Raw genomic sequence first — 19,431 nt, forward strand, 5'->3', positions numbered from 1 at the left:
TTAGTGTGAAAATTTATAATTATCAATCAGGGGTGATGGCGATGAAGATATTTATTTCAGCAGATATGGAAGGTATTTCAGGAGTAGCAACCAACCAGCAGTTAAAAACAAATTCCGAGTATCAGCGATTCAGAAAGCTCATGACAGCAGATGTAAATGCTGCTATCGAGGGAGCCTTTAACGGCGGAGCCACAGAGCTGGTCGTAGCGGATGGGCATGGCAATATGTCCAACATACTAGTAGAAGAGTTAGATGCTCGTGCAAGACTTGTGTCTGGTAATAACCGCGTCATGTGTCAGCTAGAAGGATTAGATGATACGTTCGACGCTATTATGTTCGTGGGCCATCATGGACGTGAAGCAGGATCAGAACGCACAGTCATTAGTCACACGTTAGCAGGTATTTGTGTAAACGAAATGAAAATCAATGGCAAAGTCGTTGGAGAAACAGAAATGAACACGCTTGTTGCGGGCAGCTTTCATGTCCCGGCCATTTTCATTAGTGGTGATGATGCTTACGTAAAAGAAGTACAAGAAACATTACCAGACGTAAAAGCGGCTGTCACCAAGCGTGCTGTAGATCGGTTCGCGGCCGAGTTGATTCATCCAGAAATTGCTCAAAAAGAAATTCGTGAAAAGGCGGAGGAAGCAGTGAAGGATACAAAATCCTTTAAACCGTTACGAACAGAAGGTCCTGTTACGTTCGACATCGAGTTAAAGGGGCCGCAGCAGGCAATGATGACAACAACGCTGCCTACAGTAACCTTAACTGGTCCAAGAAGCATTCGATTCACGTGTGACGATATGGTTACCGCCTACAAACATATGTGGGGCTGTGTAATCATTGCCATGACAGCTACAAATGGTGTACTTGGCAGCGTGAATGCCTAGAGCGGTGCAGCTAGAAAAATAGCGGAGGTGAATCTGCATGTATATTGTAAAACGATTACTTACCATGCTGCTTACGATATGGGTCATAGCGAGTCTGACATTTTTGATTATGAAGTTTATCCCTGGCGATCCGTTTGCTTCGGATGCCGATGTGCTGCCAGAAGAAGTGCTCCAAAATATGCGAGCGAAGTATAACTTAGATGAGCCAATTGCTGTGCAATACGTCTTATATATGAAGGACTTAGTGACATTTGATTTAGGATACTCCATTCAATCCGAAACAAGATCGGTTAATTCGATTATTGCCGATGGTGCGCCAGCTTCTGCGCTGCTCGGGTTGCAGGCAATGGTCGTCGCATTGATTTTCGGACTGCTGCTCGGGATTGTCGCAGCGTTGAATCAAAACAAAGCACTGGATTATGTATCTATGTTTATCGCCATTATCGGTATCTCTGTCCCTAGCTTTATCCTGGCTCCGCTGTTAATCAAGTACTTTGCCGTTGAGTGGGGGATGTTACCGGTCGCCTCGTGGGGAACTTGGCAGCATTCCATTCTGCCAACACTCGCATTAGCTGCAACACCGCTAGCTGTTATTGCGCGGTTTATGCGATCTAGCATGCTCGAAGTAACAAATCAAAACTACATCAAGACAGCAGATGCTAAAGGGCTGTCAAAATCAAAGCTAGTCATCAGACATGGCATTCGAAATGCTATATTACCGGTCATTTCTTTTATTGGACCACTCTTTGTATCGTTAATTACCGGAACCTTCGTTATCGAAAAGATATTCGCTATTCCAGGTATCGGCCGTTATTTTGTAGACAGTATTTTTAACCGCGATTATCCGGTCATTATGGGTACTACCATCTTTTTCAGTACCTTGCTCGTGTTGACGTTATTCATCATTGATATTTCTTACCGTTACATTGACCCAAGAATAAAACTAACGAGTGGAGGGGAGTAAGATGGAAGAAAGACGCGTTGAAGTTGATGATTCCCTTTTTCGCCCCTTATCACTAGAAAACAGGGGCCATGATCCGATCCAGCGCCCGAGTATGAGCGTGTGGAAAGAAACCATTCTTACCGTTGTTAAAAATAAGATGGCTGTACTTGGATTTACCTTGTTAGTCGTCATTGCCTTCTTTGCTATAGCTGGTCCTCATATGGTACCGTTCGATCCTGCTAAACAAGAACTGGGTAACACAAACGTTGCTCCGAACAGCGAGCATTGGTTCGGTTCCGATGATTTAGGCAGAGATGTTTGGTCCAGAACGTGGTACGGAGCTAGAGTATCGCTAACGATAGGTCTCGTTGCCGCAGCGATTGATATTATCATCGGGGTTACAGTTGGCGGTATCTCTGGTTATATGGCTGGCCGCAGTAAGTTTGGTGATCGAATTGATGGCATTTTAATGCGTATCGTTGAAATTCTATACGGTATTCCGTATCTATTAATCGTTATTCTGCTGATGGTAATTATGGAGCCAGGTGTAACCTCAATTATTATCGCCTTATCTGTCACTGGCTGGGTAGGAATGGCCAGAATCATTCGCGGCCAGATCTTGCAGCTGAAATCACAGGAATATGTATTGGCTGCACAAAAAATGGGGACTTCCCACGGGAAGATCATTTGGCGGCATTTGATTCCTAATACAGCTGGCATCATTATCGTCAATTTGACCTTTACCATACCGCAAGCAATCTTTGCTGAATCATTTCTCAGCTTTCTCGGCTTAGGGGTGCAAGCACCGTTTGCCAGCTGGGGAACGATGGCGAACGATTCCTTAGGTGTTATCTTAAGCGGGCAGTGGTGGCGTCTCTTTTTCCCAGGCTTTATGATTGCCCTCACCATGTTTGCCTTTAATGCATTCGGTGATGGCCTGCAAGATGCACTGGATCCGAAAGCAAATAAATAGGAGGTGGGATGTTGGAACACTTACTAGAAGTGAACAACCTGGAAGTTCGTTTTAAAACATATGGAGGAGAAGTGCAAGCCGTTCGGGATGTTTCCTTCCATGTGGATAAAGGAGAAATCTTAGCGATAGTTGGAGAGAGCGGCAGCGGAAAAAGTGTTACTGTGCAGTCCATCATGGGCCTCATCCCAACTCCGCCAGGCAAAATAAAGAACGGAGAAGTACTCCTAGAAGGACAGGACCTGTTAAAGCTGTCCAAACGAGAGATGCAAAAAGTAAAAGGTTCAAAGATTAGTATGGTCTTTCAAGATCCAATGACTTCATTGAATCCTACCATGAAGGTCGGCAAACAGATTACGGAAAGCATTACAGCACACCAAGACATAAAAGGGCAAGAAGCGAAGGAACGCGCGATTGAAATGATTCGCCTTGTCGGTATTTCCAATCCTGCTGAACGATATAATCAGTACCCGCATGAATTCAGCGGGGGGATGCGGCAGCGAATTATGATTGCCATTGCACTTGCTTGTCATCCACAAGTTCTATTAGCTGATGAACCTACGACAGCATTAGATGTTACCATCCAAGCCCAAGTGTTGGACTTGATGAAGAACCTCCGAGATGAACTAGATACTTCCATTATATTAATTACCCATGACCTTGGCGTTGTAGCCGAGACAGCAGAAAGAGTTGCGGTTATGTATGGCGGCATGATTGTCGAATCGGCACCAGTAAATGAACTATTCAACAATCCAAAGCATCCTTATACATGGGGACTGCTAGAGTCGATTCCAGATATCCATGCAGCAGATAAGAAGCGATTAGTGCCAATTGACGGCGCACCACCCGATTTGTTTTCTCCACCGAAAGGTTGTCCTTTTGCACCGCGCTGTAAATATGCGATGGACGTTTGTGTCGAAGAAATGCCTCCTGCGTTTTCCATCGAGCAAGGGCACGAGGCGAAATGCTGGCTGAACGATTCGAGAACTCCAGCTCTGCAAGAATTAGCAGCCGGGAGGGAGCAGCTATGACGGAAACAATCATTCAAATCGATCAAATGAAAAAATACTATCCAATCGGCAAAGAATTAACCGTGAAATCGGTTGATGATATCTCGATTGAAATCAAGCGCGGCGAAACGTTTGGTCTAGTAGGAGAAAGCGGCAGCGGAAAATCGACGTTAGGCAAGACGATTGTAGGCTTAGAAGATCCAACGTCTGGCAAGATTGTCTACAACGGTCTGGATCTAAGTGAATTAAATAAAAAGCAAAAGAAACAGATTAACCGAGAGATTCAAGTCATTTTCCAAGACCCGCATGCTTCGCTCAATCCACGGATGCGCGTTGGCGATATTATTGCGGAAGGGATTGATGCGCATAAGCTAGCGAAAGGCAATAGTCGCCAGGAACGCGTCTATGAACTGTTAGAAAGAGTTGGGCTGCAGCCAGGGCATGCTAAACGCTACCCGCATGAGTTCAGTGGCGGGCAGCGGCAGCGAATCGGCATCGCTCGCGCTCTGGCGGTTGAACCGAAGTTTATTGTAGCTGATGAACCGATATCCGCACTGGATGTATCAATCCAAGCACAGGTTATTAATCTATTAGAAGACTTGAAGGAACAAGAAGATCTTACGTACTTATTTATTGCGCATGATTTAGGCATGGTTAAGCACATTAGTGACCGAATTGGTGTGATGTACTTAGGGAAGATGATGGAACTTGCCGACAGCGATGAACTGTTTCATGACCCGCTCCATCCGTATACAAAAGCGTTATTATCAGCCATCCCAGTTACTAATCCGGAAGCACAGAAACGTGAAAGACTTGTGTTAGAAGGTGATCCGCCAAGTCCAGTTGACCCGCCAAGTGGCTGCCGATTCCGTACACGCTGTCCATTTGCAATGGATGTTTGTGCGCAATCGGTACCTGAGTGGAGAGAAGTGAAAGACAATCACTGGACAGCTTGTCATCTTTACAATAGTTAAAAATCTGAAGGGGGCATTATGATGAAAAAGTGGCTAAAAAGTCTAGTATTGCTGGTAGCTGTCGCTGTATTTGTCGCAGGTTGTAGTGGAGGAACGTCAGGAAGCGGAGATGTAGCGCAGGAAATTACCGTAAATGCCATGAGTGAGCCGCCGGATCTTGATCCAGCATTAGCTACCGATACAACATCAGGTTGGGTTTTAGATCACGTGTTTGAAGGACTTTATACAAAAGATGAAAATGGAAATCCAGTGCTAGGAGCAGCGAGTAATGCGGATGTTTCCGAAGATGGGAAGACATATACCTTTACCATTCGTGATGATGCCAAGTGGTCAGACGGATCAAATGTAACAGCTGGTGACTTTGAATATGCGTGGAAACGTACGCTGAATCCGGATACCGGTAGCTCCTTTGCCTTCTACTTGTACTATCTTAAAGGCGGAGAAGCTTACAACAAAGGGGAAGGTTCCGTAGAAGACGTTGGCGTAACGGCAGAAGACGATAAGACGCTTGTCGTGGAATTGGAAGCGCCACTTGGATACTTTGATGAGCTATTAACAATGTGGTCATTTTATCCGGTGAAACAAGATGTTGTCGAAGAGAATAAAAATTGGTCTGCAGAAGCAGATACGTATGTAAGTAACGGCCCATTCAAACTTACAAAATGGGAGCATGATAGTGAAGTAGTTATTGAGAAGAGTGAGAACTACTGGGATCATGATGTCGTAAACCTTGATAAAGTAACATACAAGATGGTGAACGATGCCACAACGTACTATCAAATGTTTAAGACAGATGAGTTGGATCTTATTCAGACATTGCCATCTGATGTGATTGATCAAGAAAAGGATTCTGAAGAATATAGTGAAGTGCCATACTTTGGTACGTACATGTATATGTTTAATGTCGATAAAGAACCATTCACCAATGCGAAAGTTAGAAAAGCATTTAATCTAGCGGTAGATCGTGAGACATTAACAACAAACGTCACCAAAGCAGGCGAAACGCCAGCACGTGCATTTGTACCAGAAGGTGTAGAAACGCCAGAAGGTGACTTCCGTGAAGCTGGCGGTGCATACTTTGAAGATGATGCCGCAGAAGCGAAGAAACTGCTAGAAGAAGGTATGAAAGAAGAAGGCTGGACCGAGCTTCCAGAAGTAACACTGCTTTATAATACGTCTGAAAACCACAAGAAAATTGCCGAAGCGGTGCAAGCTATGTATAAAGAGAACCTTGGTGTGGACGTGAAATTGGAAAACCAAGAGTGGAAAACGTACCTGGATACAACAAAACAAGGTAACTTCCAAATGGCTCGTATGGGCTGGATCGGCGTGCTGGTAGATCCAGTGGTAATCCTTGATTACTATCTAGGCGATAGCCCGAATAACCGCACCAACTGGGTGAATGAAGAATACGATCAGCTGATGGCCGATGCCAAAGTAGAACAAGACCCAGAAAAACGTTACGAACTATTGCATCAAGCAGAAGCTGTATTAATGGAAGAGCTGCCGTTCAACCCAATCTACCATTATACAAACAACTACTTAACAGCTCAGAACTTCGAAAACATTGTCTACCCAGTTAACCGTTATCCGTACCTGAAATGGGCAGAAAAAGTTTCTGAATAAGAAAAATCTAATGAAAGGAAAGCGGGATCTCTTGCAGGTCCCGCTTTCCGTTACATAAGAAAGGAGCTTGCAAATCACATGAAATGGAAAGTATCTTTGTTCTTCCTCACGATCCTTGGCTGGTACGTGGCAACATTAGCTGTTCCCTTTACAAAAGCAGGTCTCTCCAATACCGCATTTTTAATTGGTCTTTTCCTATTACTCATTGCAAGCATCGCAATCATCTTCAAAACAGGCTTCCTTACTCCAGTCACAGAAGGTTTCAGGATAATCGGAGAACGAATGATTCGCAAATCACGAGCTATGGAGAGAGCAGATAAGCAAATAAAGAATGATTATACGATTCACTCCTTTAAGACGAATCTGGCAGCTTTTATTATGCAAAGTACGTTCATCGTTGGTGCAGGCTCTATTCTTATTTCTGTGGTTAGTATAGTGATGTGAGAGACCTTTCTGCGGTGCGGGAAGGTCTCTTTTGGCTGCGTAAATCTTAGTTCCATTTCATAATTTCAAGCTAAAAGATATTATTTTTATAGGGTTAGGTAAAAAGATAGTAACGGAAATAGAGAAAACGAGAGAGGACTAAGCCAGTTCTCTCTCGTTTTCTCATGCAGCTATGCGTCAAAAAAAACAGTCACACAGCTAAATCACCAATTAATCTCCTCGTATTCCGGGTATTCGTAACCATATTTAATCTGGCTCGGATGACAGTTGTTTTCTCTTGCTGCTTCGAGTATATTATCAACAGTTTCCTGATAAGGCTTGCCTTGTTCGGCGAGATGCTTCGCTATGATAGAGATATTCTTCAGGCGCTTGTCTGCATCCCAGTCCAGGAAGCGAATATTTAATTCATCCAAGTAGGCTGTGTAAAAACGGCTAAAAGAAGGCCTGTCTGTCTTACTCATGTTCTTCTGCATCAATTTGAATGTCTGCGGCTTTAATGTGTTACTAAGGGAATCCATTACCGCAGCTTGAAAGCTCCGTACTGTCGTAATATTTCTGTCCCAAAGCTGATTGGCAGCTTTCTTTTGTTCGTAAATAGCAATAAAGTCATTAAGCGCCATCATGATAAACAATAGTTCGGGATAATACGTTTTGCAAGAATAATAGAGATTTTGATCCGCGACGGATATACCTAGCCATTTCATCTTTTCTCTAGTAATCCCATTATCTCTAAATTCACACTCCCGGTTTCCCATGAAAGCATGTCGTATATCATAACAAAGACCAAGAACCCGAATCCGAGCATTATAAAAGTCCACATTCTCTTCTTCTTGTCCCACAATAGTATGCAGAGAATCATACAATAGATTAAAGTCATCATAATCCCCAGCGATTGTTACGCCAGCGTAATGCGAGGTTGGTGCTATATGTATCATCATAGTAAATCACATCCTTGTTAGATAGGTAAGTTTTTGTGTCAATGTCTTTAATGTAGCATAAAATTTCGTGCGTCAGAAATAAAATCGCCGGTTTGCTAAATATCGTTGATGTAGGAGGCAAATTCATTAAGTTCATCGGAACAAACAAGACACCCCTTCTGAAAGGTTCTGGGACCTAAAAGGAGAAGACGTCATCATTAATGGATTTAAGGGCGAAGTATTATCCCTATCAGGCGGTTGGTTCCTATTAATTCCGGAGCCAGAAGCAGAGTGTCCGTTTGACAACCGCGACTAATCCTATTGGAATAAGATTATGATTGTCTTTGTAGAAAATCAGAAAGACCTTCGTTTTACAAATGGTCCACTGCGAGTAGAAGGAAGACTTGATGTTGGTTTGAAGGTGGATAGTCGAATTATAAGACGATGTTTCGGCTTTATGATGCTAAGTTTGAGAGGATTGAGAGTTAAGAAAGAAACAGTGCAGCATAAAGGGTTAACCGGTATAGTGGTTTTTATCATATTAAAGAACACACTGCAAATGGTTAGTCCTAAATAGGAGTTCTGGAGATAAACACTATATCATAAGATTAGCTGGCAAAACTTCTTAAAAATTCGTAAGAAGACTACTTACATTTAAAAGTGGAGGTAATGTAGTATTCTTTTTATTATTTCTTACAAGTCCTAATAGTATCTTATCAGAAAAGCGTTAAAATAGTACGTAACTCATTAGAAATTAGGTATTTATAGATTGTTAAGATTCTAAATATCGTCTAAGTTATCAGACAAAAAATATATTCATGAGGCACAAAACTTACATATATGTTAGTTTTATACCTCACGCTTTAATATAAACAAATTCGAAAATAGTTCTTTTTTTCAGTTGATAAAGACCGATAAAAATGGTGTATCACCCGATAACAATGTAAGTGCTTTATCGATTTAAATGTTGGAACTAAAAATGGAAATAGACATAAGTTTAAAAATGGTGTTTTTATTCGTTATAATTGAAGTTAGTACATTCGGAAGGTAATTAATGAGGTGAAGATACATGCAGGAATTTACGTTTGATTTTTTGCAAGACTTGGACCCGGAGTTGGTTCAACTTGGACGGGATATAGAGAAGATATTTTATGATGACCCCCATGGTGTATTGATAAAAAGTCGTTTGTTTGCTGAACGCATGACAAAAATAATAGCAACCTTTGAGGAAATGGAGAATCTAAAACACTTAAAACAAGTTGAGAGGATTAACAGGTTGGACAGCGGAGGATTGTTTACTAAAGAAGTCGCCCAATCCTTTGATACAATCCGTACAATAGGTAATCGAGCAGCTCATGAAAATAGCAATGGGGATTTGGAAATTGCTTTAAAAGTACATAAGAACTTGTTTAAAATTTCAGTTTGGCTTATGGAAGTGTATGGAAGTCACGATTTTACGACCCCAACATATAAACATCCTTCAATTCAAAAAAGCGAAGGTGTAGACTCAAAGCAAATAAGTGATTTAATCGAGTCTACTTTATCGAAACAATTAGCTGATTTACTAAAAAAAGAGAATTTGGAATCGCATAATCAGTCGCTAGATAAACAGCATACAGAGGAGACTGAAGGTAAAGTTGTTTCTACGGTTCCTGAAAAAAAAGAAAATGATAGTAAACCAATTGGCGGTCGAAACGATGAAGGAAGTTTGTATGGAAGCCGCCTATTATATCAGCTATCTAAATTGAAAGAATCTTCACAGGAGGCTGTAGAAAGTTCTAACTCTTTCAGTTCTTTTAAAAAATACCTTCATGTCGAACGCCCCATTCAAAAGGATTTGACTGAAACCATGGAGAAAATGCAATCAGAGAATGGGAGTCAATTAATCTTCCTGTGCGGAAGCGTGGGAGATGGAAAATCACACCTACTTGCACATTTGAGTGAATCCCGACCGGATTTGTTGAATGAATTTGACGTTCACAATGATGCAACAGAAAGTTTTAATCCACAGAAAAACTCACTCGATACACTTGCAGAGGTATTGACTCCTTTTTCGGACGATAACATTGAGAAAACAAATAAAAAGCTCATTCTGGCTATTAATCTGGGAGTCCTCCATAATTTCTTGGAATCCAAATATATTGAAGAGAATTATACAAGACTTGCAGCTTTTATTAATAAATCTGGTGTTTTTGATACTGATTTGGTATCGGAAGATTACTCGGAGCATCACTTCAACCTTATTAGTTTCGCTGACTACCATCCTTATCAGCTTACAAAAGAAGGACCAAAATCGGATTACTTTACGAATTTGTTTGAGAAAATCGTGCAGTCTACCGAGGAAAATCCTTTTTATTCAGCGTACATCAAAGACAAGGAAGAAGAAGTAACAGGTCCAGTTATGACTAACTATAGATTGCTACAAGAGAGTATAGTGCGTGATAAGTTGTCTGATATATTGATTAAAGCTATTGTACAGTACAAATTCATTCTTTCGACTAGGACATTATTAAACTTCATCCATGATATCTTGGTGCCTGCAAGTATAGATGAATATAAGACCTCGTCGACAGTAATTGAGGAAACACAGGTATTGCTTCCTAACATCCTTTTCAATAGTGTGGACCGCTCGCCATTATTGAAAGTTGTAGCAGATTTGGACCCTATTCATATTCGTTCAGAGAAAACTGACATGATGTTGATTGAACTGAATAATTCTAAAAATATCTCAGATGTATTTCAGATTTATAGTCAATCAGAAGCCTTATATGAGTGGCAAAAAGTATTATCGGACCTGGGAGCTTTCTATGAGCTGACGAAAGCTACTAGACAGTTGTTGAATGCTTCTTTAATACGTTTGGCGTATTTTATTGGCGATTCACAATCAATTTTTGAAAATGACACCTATAACCGGTTCATGAAGCATTTATATGCTTTTAATGTCGGCATACCAGCAGGTTTGAAAATTATTTATACAGAAACTGAAGAGGCTGTTTTTGCATGGAAAGGAGGGCCACGCCATCATGACTCTTATATATATTTTGAAGAGTCTCTGGGATTGATGAATATAGCGCAATCCTTAGAATTGAAGCGATATACAAGTCATTTGGTAAATCGTGGAGAAGGGACTTTTCAGCGGTTCAAAACCACCTTGTTGATAGGTTTCCAAGATAAGAATAAAGCAAAACATGCAATGTTGGAGATAGACTATCCTTTATATGAAACTATTCTAAAAGTATTGAACGGTTATCGTCCCAACAAAAAGGATAAAGAGGATGCGATCCAATTTTTGGAATTCATTGATAGTTTGATGGTAATTGGAAACAAAGAGGATGAAATCGTAGTCTATGATAGCGCAGAGGATGTTCTATTTAAATTAGAATACGATGAAGATTTCGAGGAATTCTCGTTCAAAAGGGAGTAAGTCATGAATTATACAGAACAGCTAGAAGAGTTGCGAAAATCATTATCCATTAAAAAGGATAAAAAAGGTTTGAAACATACAATCAATAAGAAAAGTCCCATATTGCCGTTTCAAACAAGGAATCCAGAGCGTGCGAAATTTGCCGAAGGGTTTAGTGGGGTTACAGGTGAATTTTCACGGATTATAAATGGAAATGCCCTGGACAAGGATGTGGAAATGGAGTCGGTAATAAAAGATATAACTGAAAAGGTTAAACCGGCTGAGGAGGATATTCCGTTCTTTGTCCGACTTATACGTATGTTCGTATCGGAAGATATGAAGACAATGAAAGTGTTCCACCCTCATATGTTTCAATATATACCCTTAACTGCTGGGGACGAATCAAAGGGCGAAGCGAATATTGCGCTTTTCATACGTGATGTACTGATGGAGGAAGACAAGTTAATTGAGAAATTCTTTGGAAAAGATGAATCCGATCATCTTGTCGCTAAGCTTATTTTAAATCATATGGATCACCTTAGGCCTTCTGAGAAAAGTGTGCGCTACCAGGGAATGCTTCCAACCATAACTGAGGTATTCAAGGAGGATATTGCTTACCTGGCAAAACACAAAGAATATTTCATCGAAAATATCCATTTGTTTCTAGCCTATTATTACTTCTTTTATATTACGCAATTGACTTTGAAATTGAATCAATCAAAAAAAGATGGTGCTTATAAAGTAAGCGAAATTGTCTATACACTGGATTGGGAAAGTTCGAGCAAGAGCCGAATTGGCTACCAGCGCGGCTATCAACTTATCAAAGACGCTTCTAAACATATATTGACTCATGTTAACTGCCTGGAACAATTGAATTTTATATTCGGGACTACATCAGCTAAAGATTACAACGAACTAAGAGATGAGCTAGACACATTAGAAGAAGAACAAAAAAGTGAATTATTCGACGCGATACAAACGTGGATAGAAGAATATCGTTACCACGTTTCTCTTCCTTCAATGAACTTTGTCGTGAAAGATTATGAATCCCTTGTATCTTATTTATACCAGAGTCTAGATGAAGGTCTGTCTGCTGAGACGAAAAGCCGGTATGCATTATCTGTCGAAGAGGTTGGTAAGAGGTATTTCTTAAAAACTCGAGGGATACTTGGTTATATGTTAAATATATCGCAGGATTTTCTTTTGTTGTTGACGACTATAAGTGTGAAAGACGAGCGTAAGTCTTTGAAAGATGTTTTCCGAGAATTTGAACGGCGAGGAATCTTTTTGGATCGCCATTCACGAGAAGCTGTTGTACAACTATTCGATAAACTGAACATATTAGATAAAAAGAGTGATAGCGGGGATGCGCAGTATGTTAAACCAATTTTATAACTACCTATCCGATAAACTGATTACTTTCTTCGAAAGCCAATCATTAGAAGGAGGAGAACGTTTTTACCTACAATTCGACGAGGAGTCACAGGTTAAGAATTTTTATCGGGCTTTGAATGAACAAGATGTTGCAGAGACATATACTTACCAGCACGAAAAGGGATCGCCATATAATACATTCAGCTTGATAATCGGCAATATAAGAGTTGTGGTAGCTGCAACGGTCGATCAAGTCACTCCAGACTTTCTTGTAACACTTAGGAACCAAGCAGGAGAACAGTCAGGAACTTGGAAAGACACTGCTCTGCTTAGTATATGCCATGAAACGTTGGACAGTATCCGGGGTGGAAGCAGCGATCTTCAAAAAGAGGGAATGCCATTCCACGCCAATTCCATCACAAAAACACTGCAGCAAGAGATAGAGGCATCCAACTTATCTAAGGCGGAAAAGGAAGTTGCCGGTTTTCATCTCAGAAAAAAGTTGGAGGATATGGTGTTGCAACCTGCATTGTCCGATTTTGCCGAAGTACTCGGACTTCTATCACAGGGAAGTATAAAAGAACAAAATTATTCAGCCCTGGGATTGTTTTATGATGAACATCTATACCAATATAAACCTTCCCAAATGCGTAAGAGATTAGAAGAAAACCATGAGTTTTTCGAAAAGGTCCAACATATTCATGAATATGAGAATTTAGATCAGCAGCTCGAAAAAACGTTTGACGATAAAGGTGTCACTCAATTGAAGAAGGATGACTGGCAACATAGCGATTATTCATTTGTTAAAGAGTCCAATGAACGGTTGCGTATTGAAGATAAAAAAACACTTGAGTACTTCGAATCTGTTGATAAAAAGACAAAGGAAGGTCTTGAATATTGGGAGAAGCCGTTTCGTGAAACAAAAGCAGGTCAACGGAAACGCCACATTATCGTTTTCAATCCTGAACGGAAGAGTTTAGTGAATTTCACTTTCGAGTTCGATGAACATTTGAAAAAAGAATTCATACAAAAGAAGAGCATAGACATGGTCCGAATCTCCGGTAAAAAGTTGGAGGTTTCGCTAGAACATAATGTTGGCGAGACCACATTTTACAAGGTGGTTTATAAACATAAAAACGATACGAAGTCGATGTATGAATTCAATTTCGTTATCGTGGAATGCAGACCAAAGTTTCTGAAACGGATTCAGACTTCATATGAAATAAAAGAAAACGAAGAAAGATTAGTCATACACAATGGCGGGGGTAACATTCTGATTGGGGAGAACAAGTCTCAACACAAGGAATGGTACATAGAGGAACAGGGAGAATCAATCAAAATGAACTTGGAAGAAGAATCTATTGAGATTTCCAATGCCTCACCGGCTTGGTCTGACGATTCTTTGTTGTTCCAAATAGAAATTAACGGAGTTTCTATCCCTTTTAAAGTAAAAGATCAAGTAACCAAAGTAACTCCAGTCCTAGGAAAACAAATATGGAAAATGAAACGTGAAAAACAAAGCCATTTCTACTATGAAGGCGGAAAGTTGCTGTCAGGTACAATAATAAAAACTCCTAGAGATGAATTTAAGTCTTATTTAGAAATGGAAGAGAATTGGATACAAAAAAGAGTGCATTTCGCTGAAAAATCTGCTACGGGTTTAAAATCAGTTGAATTAAAACTTCCAGAACAGTTGAGGGAAAGTTATCAGCGGTTGCTAAATTATTATGAATCAGAGAAATTACTTCCGAGTCTTGCCTTCATGGATGATGAGCTTTCAGCGTTGAGTCAAAACTATTTGAATTCTTACCAAGAAAGCATTCAATCCATAGAGGAAAATTCCATCATTACGGATGTTGAGAAAAGCATATTCAAGCTTGGAACAATAGAAGAAGCGAACCGTATCCATATGACGCCTTTACATCCTCTAAATGTTGCTTATCAACTAGCTGTCCACAGGCATTTAAAAGGAGAGCCGTTGGAACAGCACATACTGGATCGATTGCGCCCGAACAACTTGTTACCTTACATCTATGGTGCTAATGATGTTCTCTACCGACCAGTTGTCCAGCATGATGCTAGTGAGTGGATTAGGTATGAGCCTTTGAAACAAGTTACTGTAGGGGAATCCAATGCCTACTTAAGTAATGTTGTGAGGGAAAAGTTACAGCAATTTGTTGAACATTTCAATTACCTGTTCTTAGCAGGAGCTAAATCACCACTAAAGGTTAATGTCATTAACATCACAAATGACAGAGAAGTGCTTAAAGGGCTGTTTGAATTCATCAAAACTCAAATTGAAAATTATGGGCCGCAAAGAATTACTCCTCTGCATGTTGCACTTTATGGAAAAGGAGACGGTCTGAGTGCCTTTGAAGAGTTCTCCCTATACAATAGTACGGATATCATTGAAGACAAATTGGATATCTCTTTGGATTCGAAAGAGCTCGATCCGACAGATATGCTTCGAATTGTTCGAGAAAATATCCATTATTATAAGCTACAAGATGAAGGGAATTACGATTACGCACACATTTCCTTTTATAAGATGGTTTCCCAGGACAGCCATGCTAAAGACAACATAGAAGAAATGGAAACTGGTTTGTCGTTGAATGGTCTTTTGTCTTCGGTTACCTCCGTGACAGGAAGACATGATTATCGGACAGGGTTCGGAATTAAAAATGTCCATGATAAACAGGATGAGTTGATTTCAACAGCATATTTGATGAATGAACTTGCAGGCAATCTTCAAAACGAAGGGAGCAACCCTTATCGGAAGTATGAGTCCATTGTGACTAGGACTACATCTATGAAAGAAGAAATTTTGGATTCTTTGTATGATTCCTCTTCCTGGGTGACATTTATCGACCCGAATGTTGATTTGGATTTCTTTCAACGGTCGAAACGAGAATTGTTGATAATCCATTATAGTGATCAATATACTTCTTCTAGTCAATACGATGCCATCACAGTGACGGACAAATCATCTCAATATAGGAATGTAATCAAACAATATTTAGAGGAAGAATATATAACGGCTAATGAGGAAGAAATAAATTCTGCTATCCGTGCTTTCAATGCAATTAACGGCGAGTGGCTATTACGCATTATCGGAAGCAAAGGACAATTCTCTCGAGAAAAATTGAGCATCATCTCCGCGATAAAATATACGTTAAGCTTCTTAGATGACAAGAACTTGTTATGGGTACCTATTTCCCTAGAAGAAATACTAAGAGTTGCGGGGGTAGTGGGTCTGACGAAAAGTGAAGGAGTTTTCTCAGCGAAAAACCTAGGTGTAAAAGGTTCGACTAGCGATGACTTGTTGTTGATAGGATTGGAAGTAAAAGATAACGGTGAAACTTATCTTCATTATTACCCTGTAGAGGTCAAGGTAGGCTTGAACCAAGTGTCGACCATAGCCAAGGCAAAAGATCAGATAGCAACTACGCGGAAACTATTCGATTATCAATTACGACGAGAAGAGGAAAACGGAGAGAGTCTATTCAAAAACGCTTTCTTCCGTAACTTTTTTATTCAAATGTTCTTAGCCAATGCTCAAAAATTTGTTGCCAATGGACTCTGGCCAGAAAAGAATTTTAACATGATAGAGAAAGTGAAAGCTAAACTTCTGAACGATGATTACCAAATAGGTTACCACTTAAGACCACATATAGGTAATGGAATGGTGTTATCCTTCAAACAGGAGGCAACTTGGAGATCGGCAAGGAAAGAAGAAGGCACACTTATCTTGGAGTTGTCTGAGGAAGATGCATATTCAGGAGTAATTGAAGATATCGAATCGGTCAAATCACGGATTCATCAAGGAAAGACAGATATTAACACGTCTCTTCTTTTATCGAATACTTATGGTAGAAAGTCGGAAGTCATTAATAATATCGTTGATGAACAGAAGTCTTTACCAGAGGACAACATACTTCCTGAAAAAGAAGAGTTCGTGGAAAGTGATGAATTAAATTCAACTACTGAAGTCTTACCTGCACTCGAGAAGATTGATGAGAAGCCTACAAAAAAACTAGAGGATATCCGCGTATTGTTAGGAACAGTTGAAGGTTCTACCCAGAAGTTATACTGGGAATACGGAAATCAGGAACTTGCGAACCGACACATCTTGATATCAGGAAAATCAGGACAAGGAAAAACGTACTTTATACAATGTTTATTGATGGAACTTGCTGCTAATGATATTTCTGGTATCATTTTCGACTACACAGGAGGGTTTAAAAAATCTAAATTGGAACCTGAATTCAAAGAGTTCCTGGGCGATAACCTACAACAAATCCTGGTAGCCAGAGATAAATTCCCTATTAATCCTTTCAAAAGGAATGAGAAAGAATTGGATGAAGACGAGTATATCCAAGAAGATTTCTCCGATGTGGCTGAGAGAATGAAAAGCGTATTCGCGGCAATCTATAAAGATTTGGGAATACAGCAATTGAATGCTATATATCAGGCAATCATTCGAGGATTGAGGAAATACGGGGATGAAATGAATCTGGAAATGTTACGGGGTGAGTTAGAAGAAGATACTTCGGGTCCTGCTAAAACAGCACTGTCTCAGTTAAATCCCATGATTGATAAAAATCCTTTCGATAAATCGCAAGATTTCAATTGGGGACAGCTGGAGAAAGATAAAGGAAAAGTAATTGTAATACAGCTTGCAGGCTTTGCAAGTGATGTTCAGAAGATGATTACTGAATTTATCTTATGGGATCTATGGTATTACAAACTTCAACATGGTGACCAAACGATTCCTCTTCCGGTTATTATGGACGAAGCCCAAAACTTGGATCATAGCGATAAATCACCGAGTGCCAAGATTTTGACGGAAGGAAGGAAGTTTGGTTGGTCCGGTTGGTATGCCACACAATTTCTTAAGGGGCTACTCTCGACAGATGAAATCGCCCGCTTGCAAAATTCCAGCCAGAAAGTGTATTTCTTGCCGCCCGAAAATGAAGTAACGACAATTGCATCCAATCTTGCACATGACAATGTTTCCAAGAAAGAATGGGAGAAGAGACTGGTAACCCTAAACAAGGGACAGTGTATCGCTTATGGCCCTAATCTTGGAACAGACGGAAGGTTGAAGCAAAGCGAACCAGTTGTTGTCAATATTTCTTCGTTAAATGAAAGGGTAGAGCTGTTGAGAGATGAATAATTGACTAAAGCATTAATATAGTGGATAGCCATCGTTAGCTCTTTGCGGTGGCTATTTTTTCTGTCTAACAAAAACTTCTGATGATCTACTAGATAGATTAATGTATTTCATTAAGAGGTAGCATGTGAAATCAAATATATCTGTATATTAGTAATTAGCTAGATTTCATGTTATATTTTTGTGTTGAATAATTAACTTACAGTCTGTATAAAAGATATCTATTTTTTCCGAATAACGTGTTGTGCAATAGAAGAATTAGATTATCTACGGAAGACATATTTCAGGAATTGAATTAGTGGTTATGTTAACTGAGTATTTCTGATATAATTAGTGGTTATTAATTTAAATTTACTATCTATAAAGTTAATCAAAATGGTTGATCTTTGATATATCTTTTTATATAATTAACTCAAGGAAATAAACCGAAAGGATGTTCGGTGTGATAAATGTTATAGAATTGTTTGCTGGAGTTGGAGGCTTCCGTATTGGTTTGGAGACTGCTGGCGGTTTTGACGTGGTTTGGGGAAATCAATGGGAACCCTCAAAGAAAGCTCAGCATGCATTTGATTGTTATGCTGGTAATTTTATGGGTAGAGGAATGCATTCAAATGAGGATATAAGTACGGTTGATACTAAAATATTTCAGAAACAAGATATAGATATGATAGTAGGAGGTTTTCCTTGTCAAGATTACTCCGTTGCTAGAAGTCTTAATGGAGAAAAGGGTATTACAGGTAAAAAGGGTGTCCTTTTTTGGGAGATTACAAGGCTTATGAGGGAGACAAAGCCAAGATATGTTTTGTTGGAGAACGTGGATCGCTTGCTTAAATCGCCTTCTAAACAACGTGGGAGAGATTTCTCTATAATGTTGGCTAGTTTAAGAGACTTGGGGTACTCAGTGGAATGGAGAGTCATTAATGCTGCAGAGTACGGACAAGCTCAGCGGAGAAGAAGGGTTTTCATATTTGCTACTAAGGACGAAACGCCGTATATCTTAAACAGGGAGTACAAGGAAGATAGTGATATGATTCACAAAGATGGTTTCTTTGCTAAGATCTTTCCGATTAAAGGCGAGATATCAGATAAGAAAAAACCAACATCTTTTATTATGCAGAACGATTTAGTGAAAATATCTGATGAATTCTCAATGAATTATTATAATGCCGGTATTATGAGAGGCGATGTTGTCTACACGGAAGAAGTAATACCATCTGAAGAAGAGCCCATAACTTTGGCTGAAATACTAGAGTCCGGTGTGGATGAAAAATATTATTTATCCGAGACGGCCATCGAAAAGTTCACCTACCTAAAAGGTCCAAAAAAGATAGAGAGAACCTCAGCAACAGGCCATAAATATGTATTTTCTGAGGGAGGCATGGCGTTTCCAGAATCACTTGATAAGCCAGGAAGAACAATGTTAACCAGTGAAGGTACAGTTAATAGAAGTACACACGTTGTAGAGGATCCAGAAACCAGAAAGTTGCGCTTTCTAACACCTGTAGAATGTGAACGACTAAATGGTTTTCCGGATAATTGGACCAATAGTATGACTGATAGAATGAGATATTTTTGCATGGGAAATGCATTGGTAGTAGGTCTGATTGAACGCATGGGGGGCAGGGTAATAGAAATAGAAAAAGAGAATGCAGATGGAAATCAAGGGGAACTAGACCTGATGTTTTCCGAGAAAGACGTTTAATAAAC

12 protein-coding genes are annotated in these 19,431 nt (G+C 39.9%); 11 read left to right on the forward strand and 1 reads right to left on the reverse strand.

Annotation, left to right across the window (positions count from 1 at the left end):
* Positions 1-41 precede the first annotated feature (41 nt).
* The 7 genes from B1K52_RS06070 (at position 42) to B1K52_RS06100 (ending at position 6,857) form a co-directional block, all read left to right on the forward strand.
* Positions 42-890 carry a M55 family metallopeptidase gene (locus B1K52_RS06070; protein WP_077306364.1) on the forward strand — a complete coding sequence of 283 codons (849 nt, stop codon included), beginning with the start codon at positions 42-44 and terminating at the stop codon, positions 888-890.
* A 37-nt stretch (positions 891-927) separates the two neighbouring features.
* The gene (locus B1K52_RS06075) at positions 928-1,854 is read left to right on the forward strand and encodes an ABC transporter permease (protein WP_077306366.1); all 927 of its coding nucleotides are present in this window, start codon (positions 928-930) and stop codon (positions 1,852-1,854) included.
* 1 nt (position 1,855) lies between these two features.
* Positions 1,856-2,806, forward strand: coding sequence for an ABC transporter permease (locus tag B1K52_RS06080; RefSeq protein ID WP_077306368.1), 951 nt, complete (start codon positions 1,856-1,858; stop codon positions 2,804-2,806).
* A gap of 8 nt (positions 2,807-2,814) precedes the next feature.
* A complete protein-coding gene (locus B1K52_RS06085; RefSeq protein WP_179106481.1) occupies positions 2,815-3,834 on the forward strand; it encodes an ABC transporter ATP-binding protein in 1,020 nt (339 codons plus the stop codon).
* Entirely contained in the window at positions 3,831-4,787 is a 957-nt protein-coding gene (locus tag B1K52_RS06090) for an ABC transporter ATP-binding protein (protein ID WP_077306372.1), read from the forward strand. Before B1K52_RS06085 ends, B1K52_RS06090 begins: the two co-directional genes overlap by 4 nt.
* A 21-nt stretch (positions 4,788-4,808) precedes the next feature.
* Complete coding sequence (locus B1K52_RS06095; RefSeq protein ID WP_077306374.1) at positions 4,809-6,413, forward strand: peptide ABC transporter substrate-binding protein; 1,605 nt, start codon at positions 4,809-4,811, stop codon at positions 6,411-6,413.
* Positions 6,414-6,491: 78 nt separating this feature from the next.
* Positions 6,492-6,857: a DUF3899 domain-containing protein gene (locus B1K52_RS06100; RefSeq protein ID WP_077306376.1), complete on the forward strand. Its 366-nt coding sequence runs from the start codon at positions 6,492-6,494 to the stop codon at positions 6,855-6,857.
* A gap of 203 nt (positions 6,858-7,060) precedes the next feature.
* Here B1K52_RS06100 and B1K52_RS06105 read toward each other — a convergent pair whose 3' ends face one another.
* Complete coding sequence (locus B1K52_RS06105; RefSeq protein WP_077306378.1) at positions 7,061-7,795, reverse strand: DUF6904 family protein; 735 nt, start codon at positions 7,793-7,795, stop codon at positions 7,061-7,063.
* 1,048 nt (positions 7,796-8,843) lie between these two features.
* On the opposite strand from B1K52_RS06105, the gene dptF reads away from it, so the two are divergent.
* The 4 genes from dptF to dcm all read left to right on the forward strand — a co-directional run bounded on the left by dptF (position 8,844) and on the right by dcm (position 19,426).
* The gene (gene dptF / locus B1K52_RS06115; RefSeq protein WP_077306382.1) at positions 8,844-11,198 is read left to right on the forward strand and encodes a DNA phosphorothioation-dependent restriction protein DptF; all 2,355 of its coding nucleotides are present in this window, start codon (positions 8,844-8,846) and stop codon (positions 11,196-11,198) included.
* Positions 11,199-11,201: 3 nt separating this feature from the next.
* On the forward strand, positions 11,202-12,572 hold the full coding sequence (gene dptG / locus B1K52_RS06120; protein WP_077306384.1) for a DNA phosphorothioation-dependent restriction protein DptG: 1,371 nt from the start codon (positions 11,202-11,204) through the stop codon (positions 12,570-12,572).
* Positions 12,553-17,727, forward strand: a complete 5,175-nt coding sequence (gene dptH, locus B1K52_RS06125) for a DNA phosphorothioation-dependent restriction protein DptH (protein ID WP_077306386.1) — start codon at positions 12,553-12,555, stop codon at positions 17,725-17,727. Before dptG ends, dptH begins: the two co-directional genes overlap by 20 nt.
* 439 nt (positions 17,728-18,166) lie before the next feature.
* Positions 18,167-19,426 (forward strand): DNA (cytosine-5-)-methyltransferase, encoded by a 1,260-nt coding sequence (gene dcm, locus B1K52_RS06130; RefSeq protein ID WP_077310518.1) that lies wholly within the window; start codon positions 18,167-18,169, stop codon positions 19,424-19,426.
* Positions 19,427-19,431 lie beyond the last annotated feature (5 nt).

The organism is Terribacillus halophilus (assembly GCF_900162685.1).
Lineage (GTDB): Bacteria > Bacillota > Bacilli > Bacillales > Amphibacillaceae > Terribacillus > Terribacillus halophilus_A.

Excerpts from the sequence above, each read along its gene's own strand:
- B1K52_RS06070 (WP_077306364.1), top strand. The coding sequence starts at position 42 with ATGAAGATATTTATTTCAGCAGATATGGAAGGTATTTCAGGAGTAGCA.
- B1K52_RS06075 (WP_077306366.1), top strand. The coding sequence starts at position 928 with ATGTATATTGTAAAACGATTACTTACCATGCTGCTTACGATATGGGTC.
- B1K52_RS06080 (WP_077306368.1), top strand. The coding sequence starts at position 1,856 with ATGGAAGAAAGACGCGTTGAAGTTGATGATTCCCTTTTTCGCCCCTTA.
- B1K52_RS06085 (WP_179106481.1), top strand. The coding sequence starts at position 2,815 with ATGTTGGAACACTTACTAGAAGTGAACAACCTGGAAGTTCGTTTTAAA.
- B1K52_RS06090 (WP_077306372.1), top strand. The coding sequence starts at position 3,831 with ATGACGGAAACAATCATTCAAATCGATCAAATGAAAAAATACTATCCA.
- B1K52_RS06095 (WP_077306374.1), top strand. The coding sequence starts at position 4,809 with ATGAAAAAGTGGCTAAAAAGTCTAGTATTGCTGGTAGCTGTCGCTGTA.
- B1K52_RS06100 (WP_077306376.1), top strand. The coding sequence starts at position 6,492 with ATGAAATGGAAAGTATCTTTGTTCTTCCTCACGATCCTTGGCTGGTAC.
- B1K52_RS06105 (WP_077306378.1), bottom strand. The coding sequence starts at position 7,795 with ATGATGATACATATAGCACCAACCTCGCATTACGCTGGCGTAACAATC.
- dptF (WP_077306382.1), top strand. The coding sequence starts at position 8,844 with ATGCAGGAATTTACGTTTGATTTTTTGCAAGACTTGGACCCGGAGTTG.
- dptG (WP_077306384.1), top strand. The coding sequence starts at position 11,202 with ATGAATTATACAGAACAGCTAGAAGAGTTGCGAAAATCATTATCCATT.
- dptH (WP_077306386.1), top strand. The coding sequence starts at position 12,553 with ATGTTAAACCAATTTTATAACTACCTATCCGATAAACTGATTACTTTC.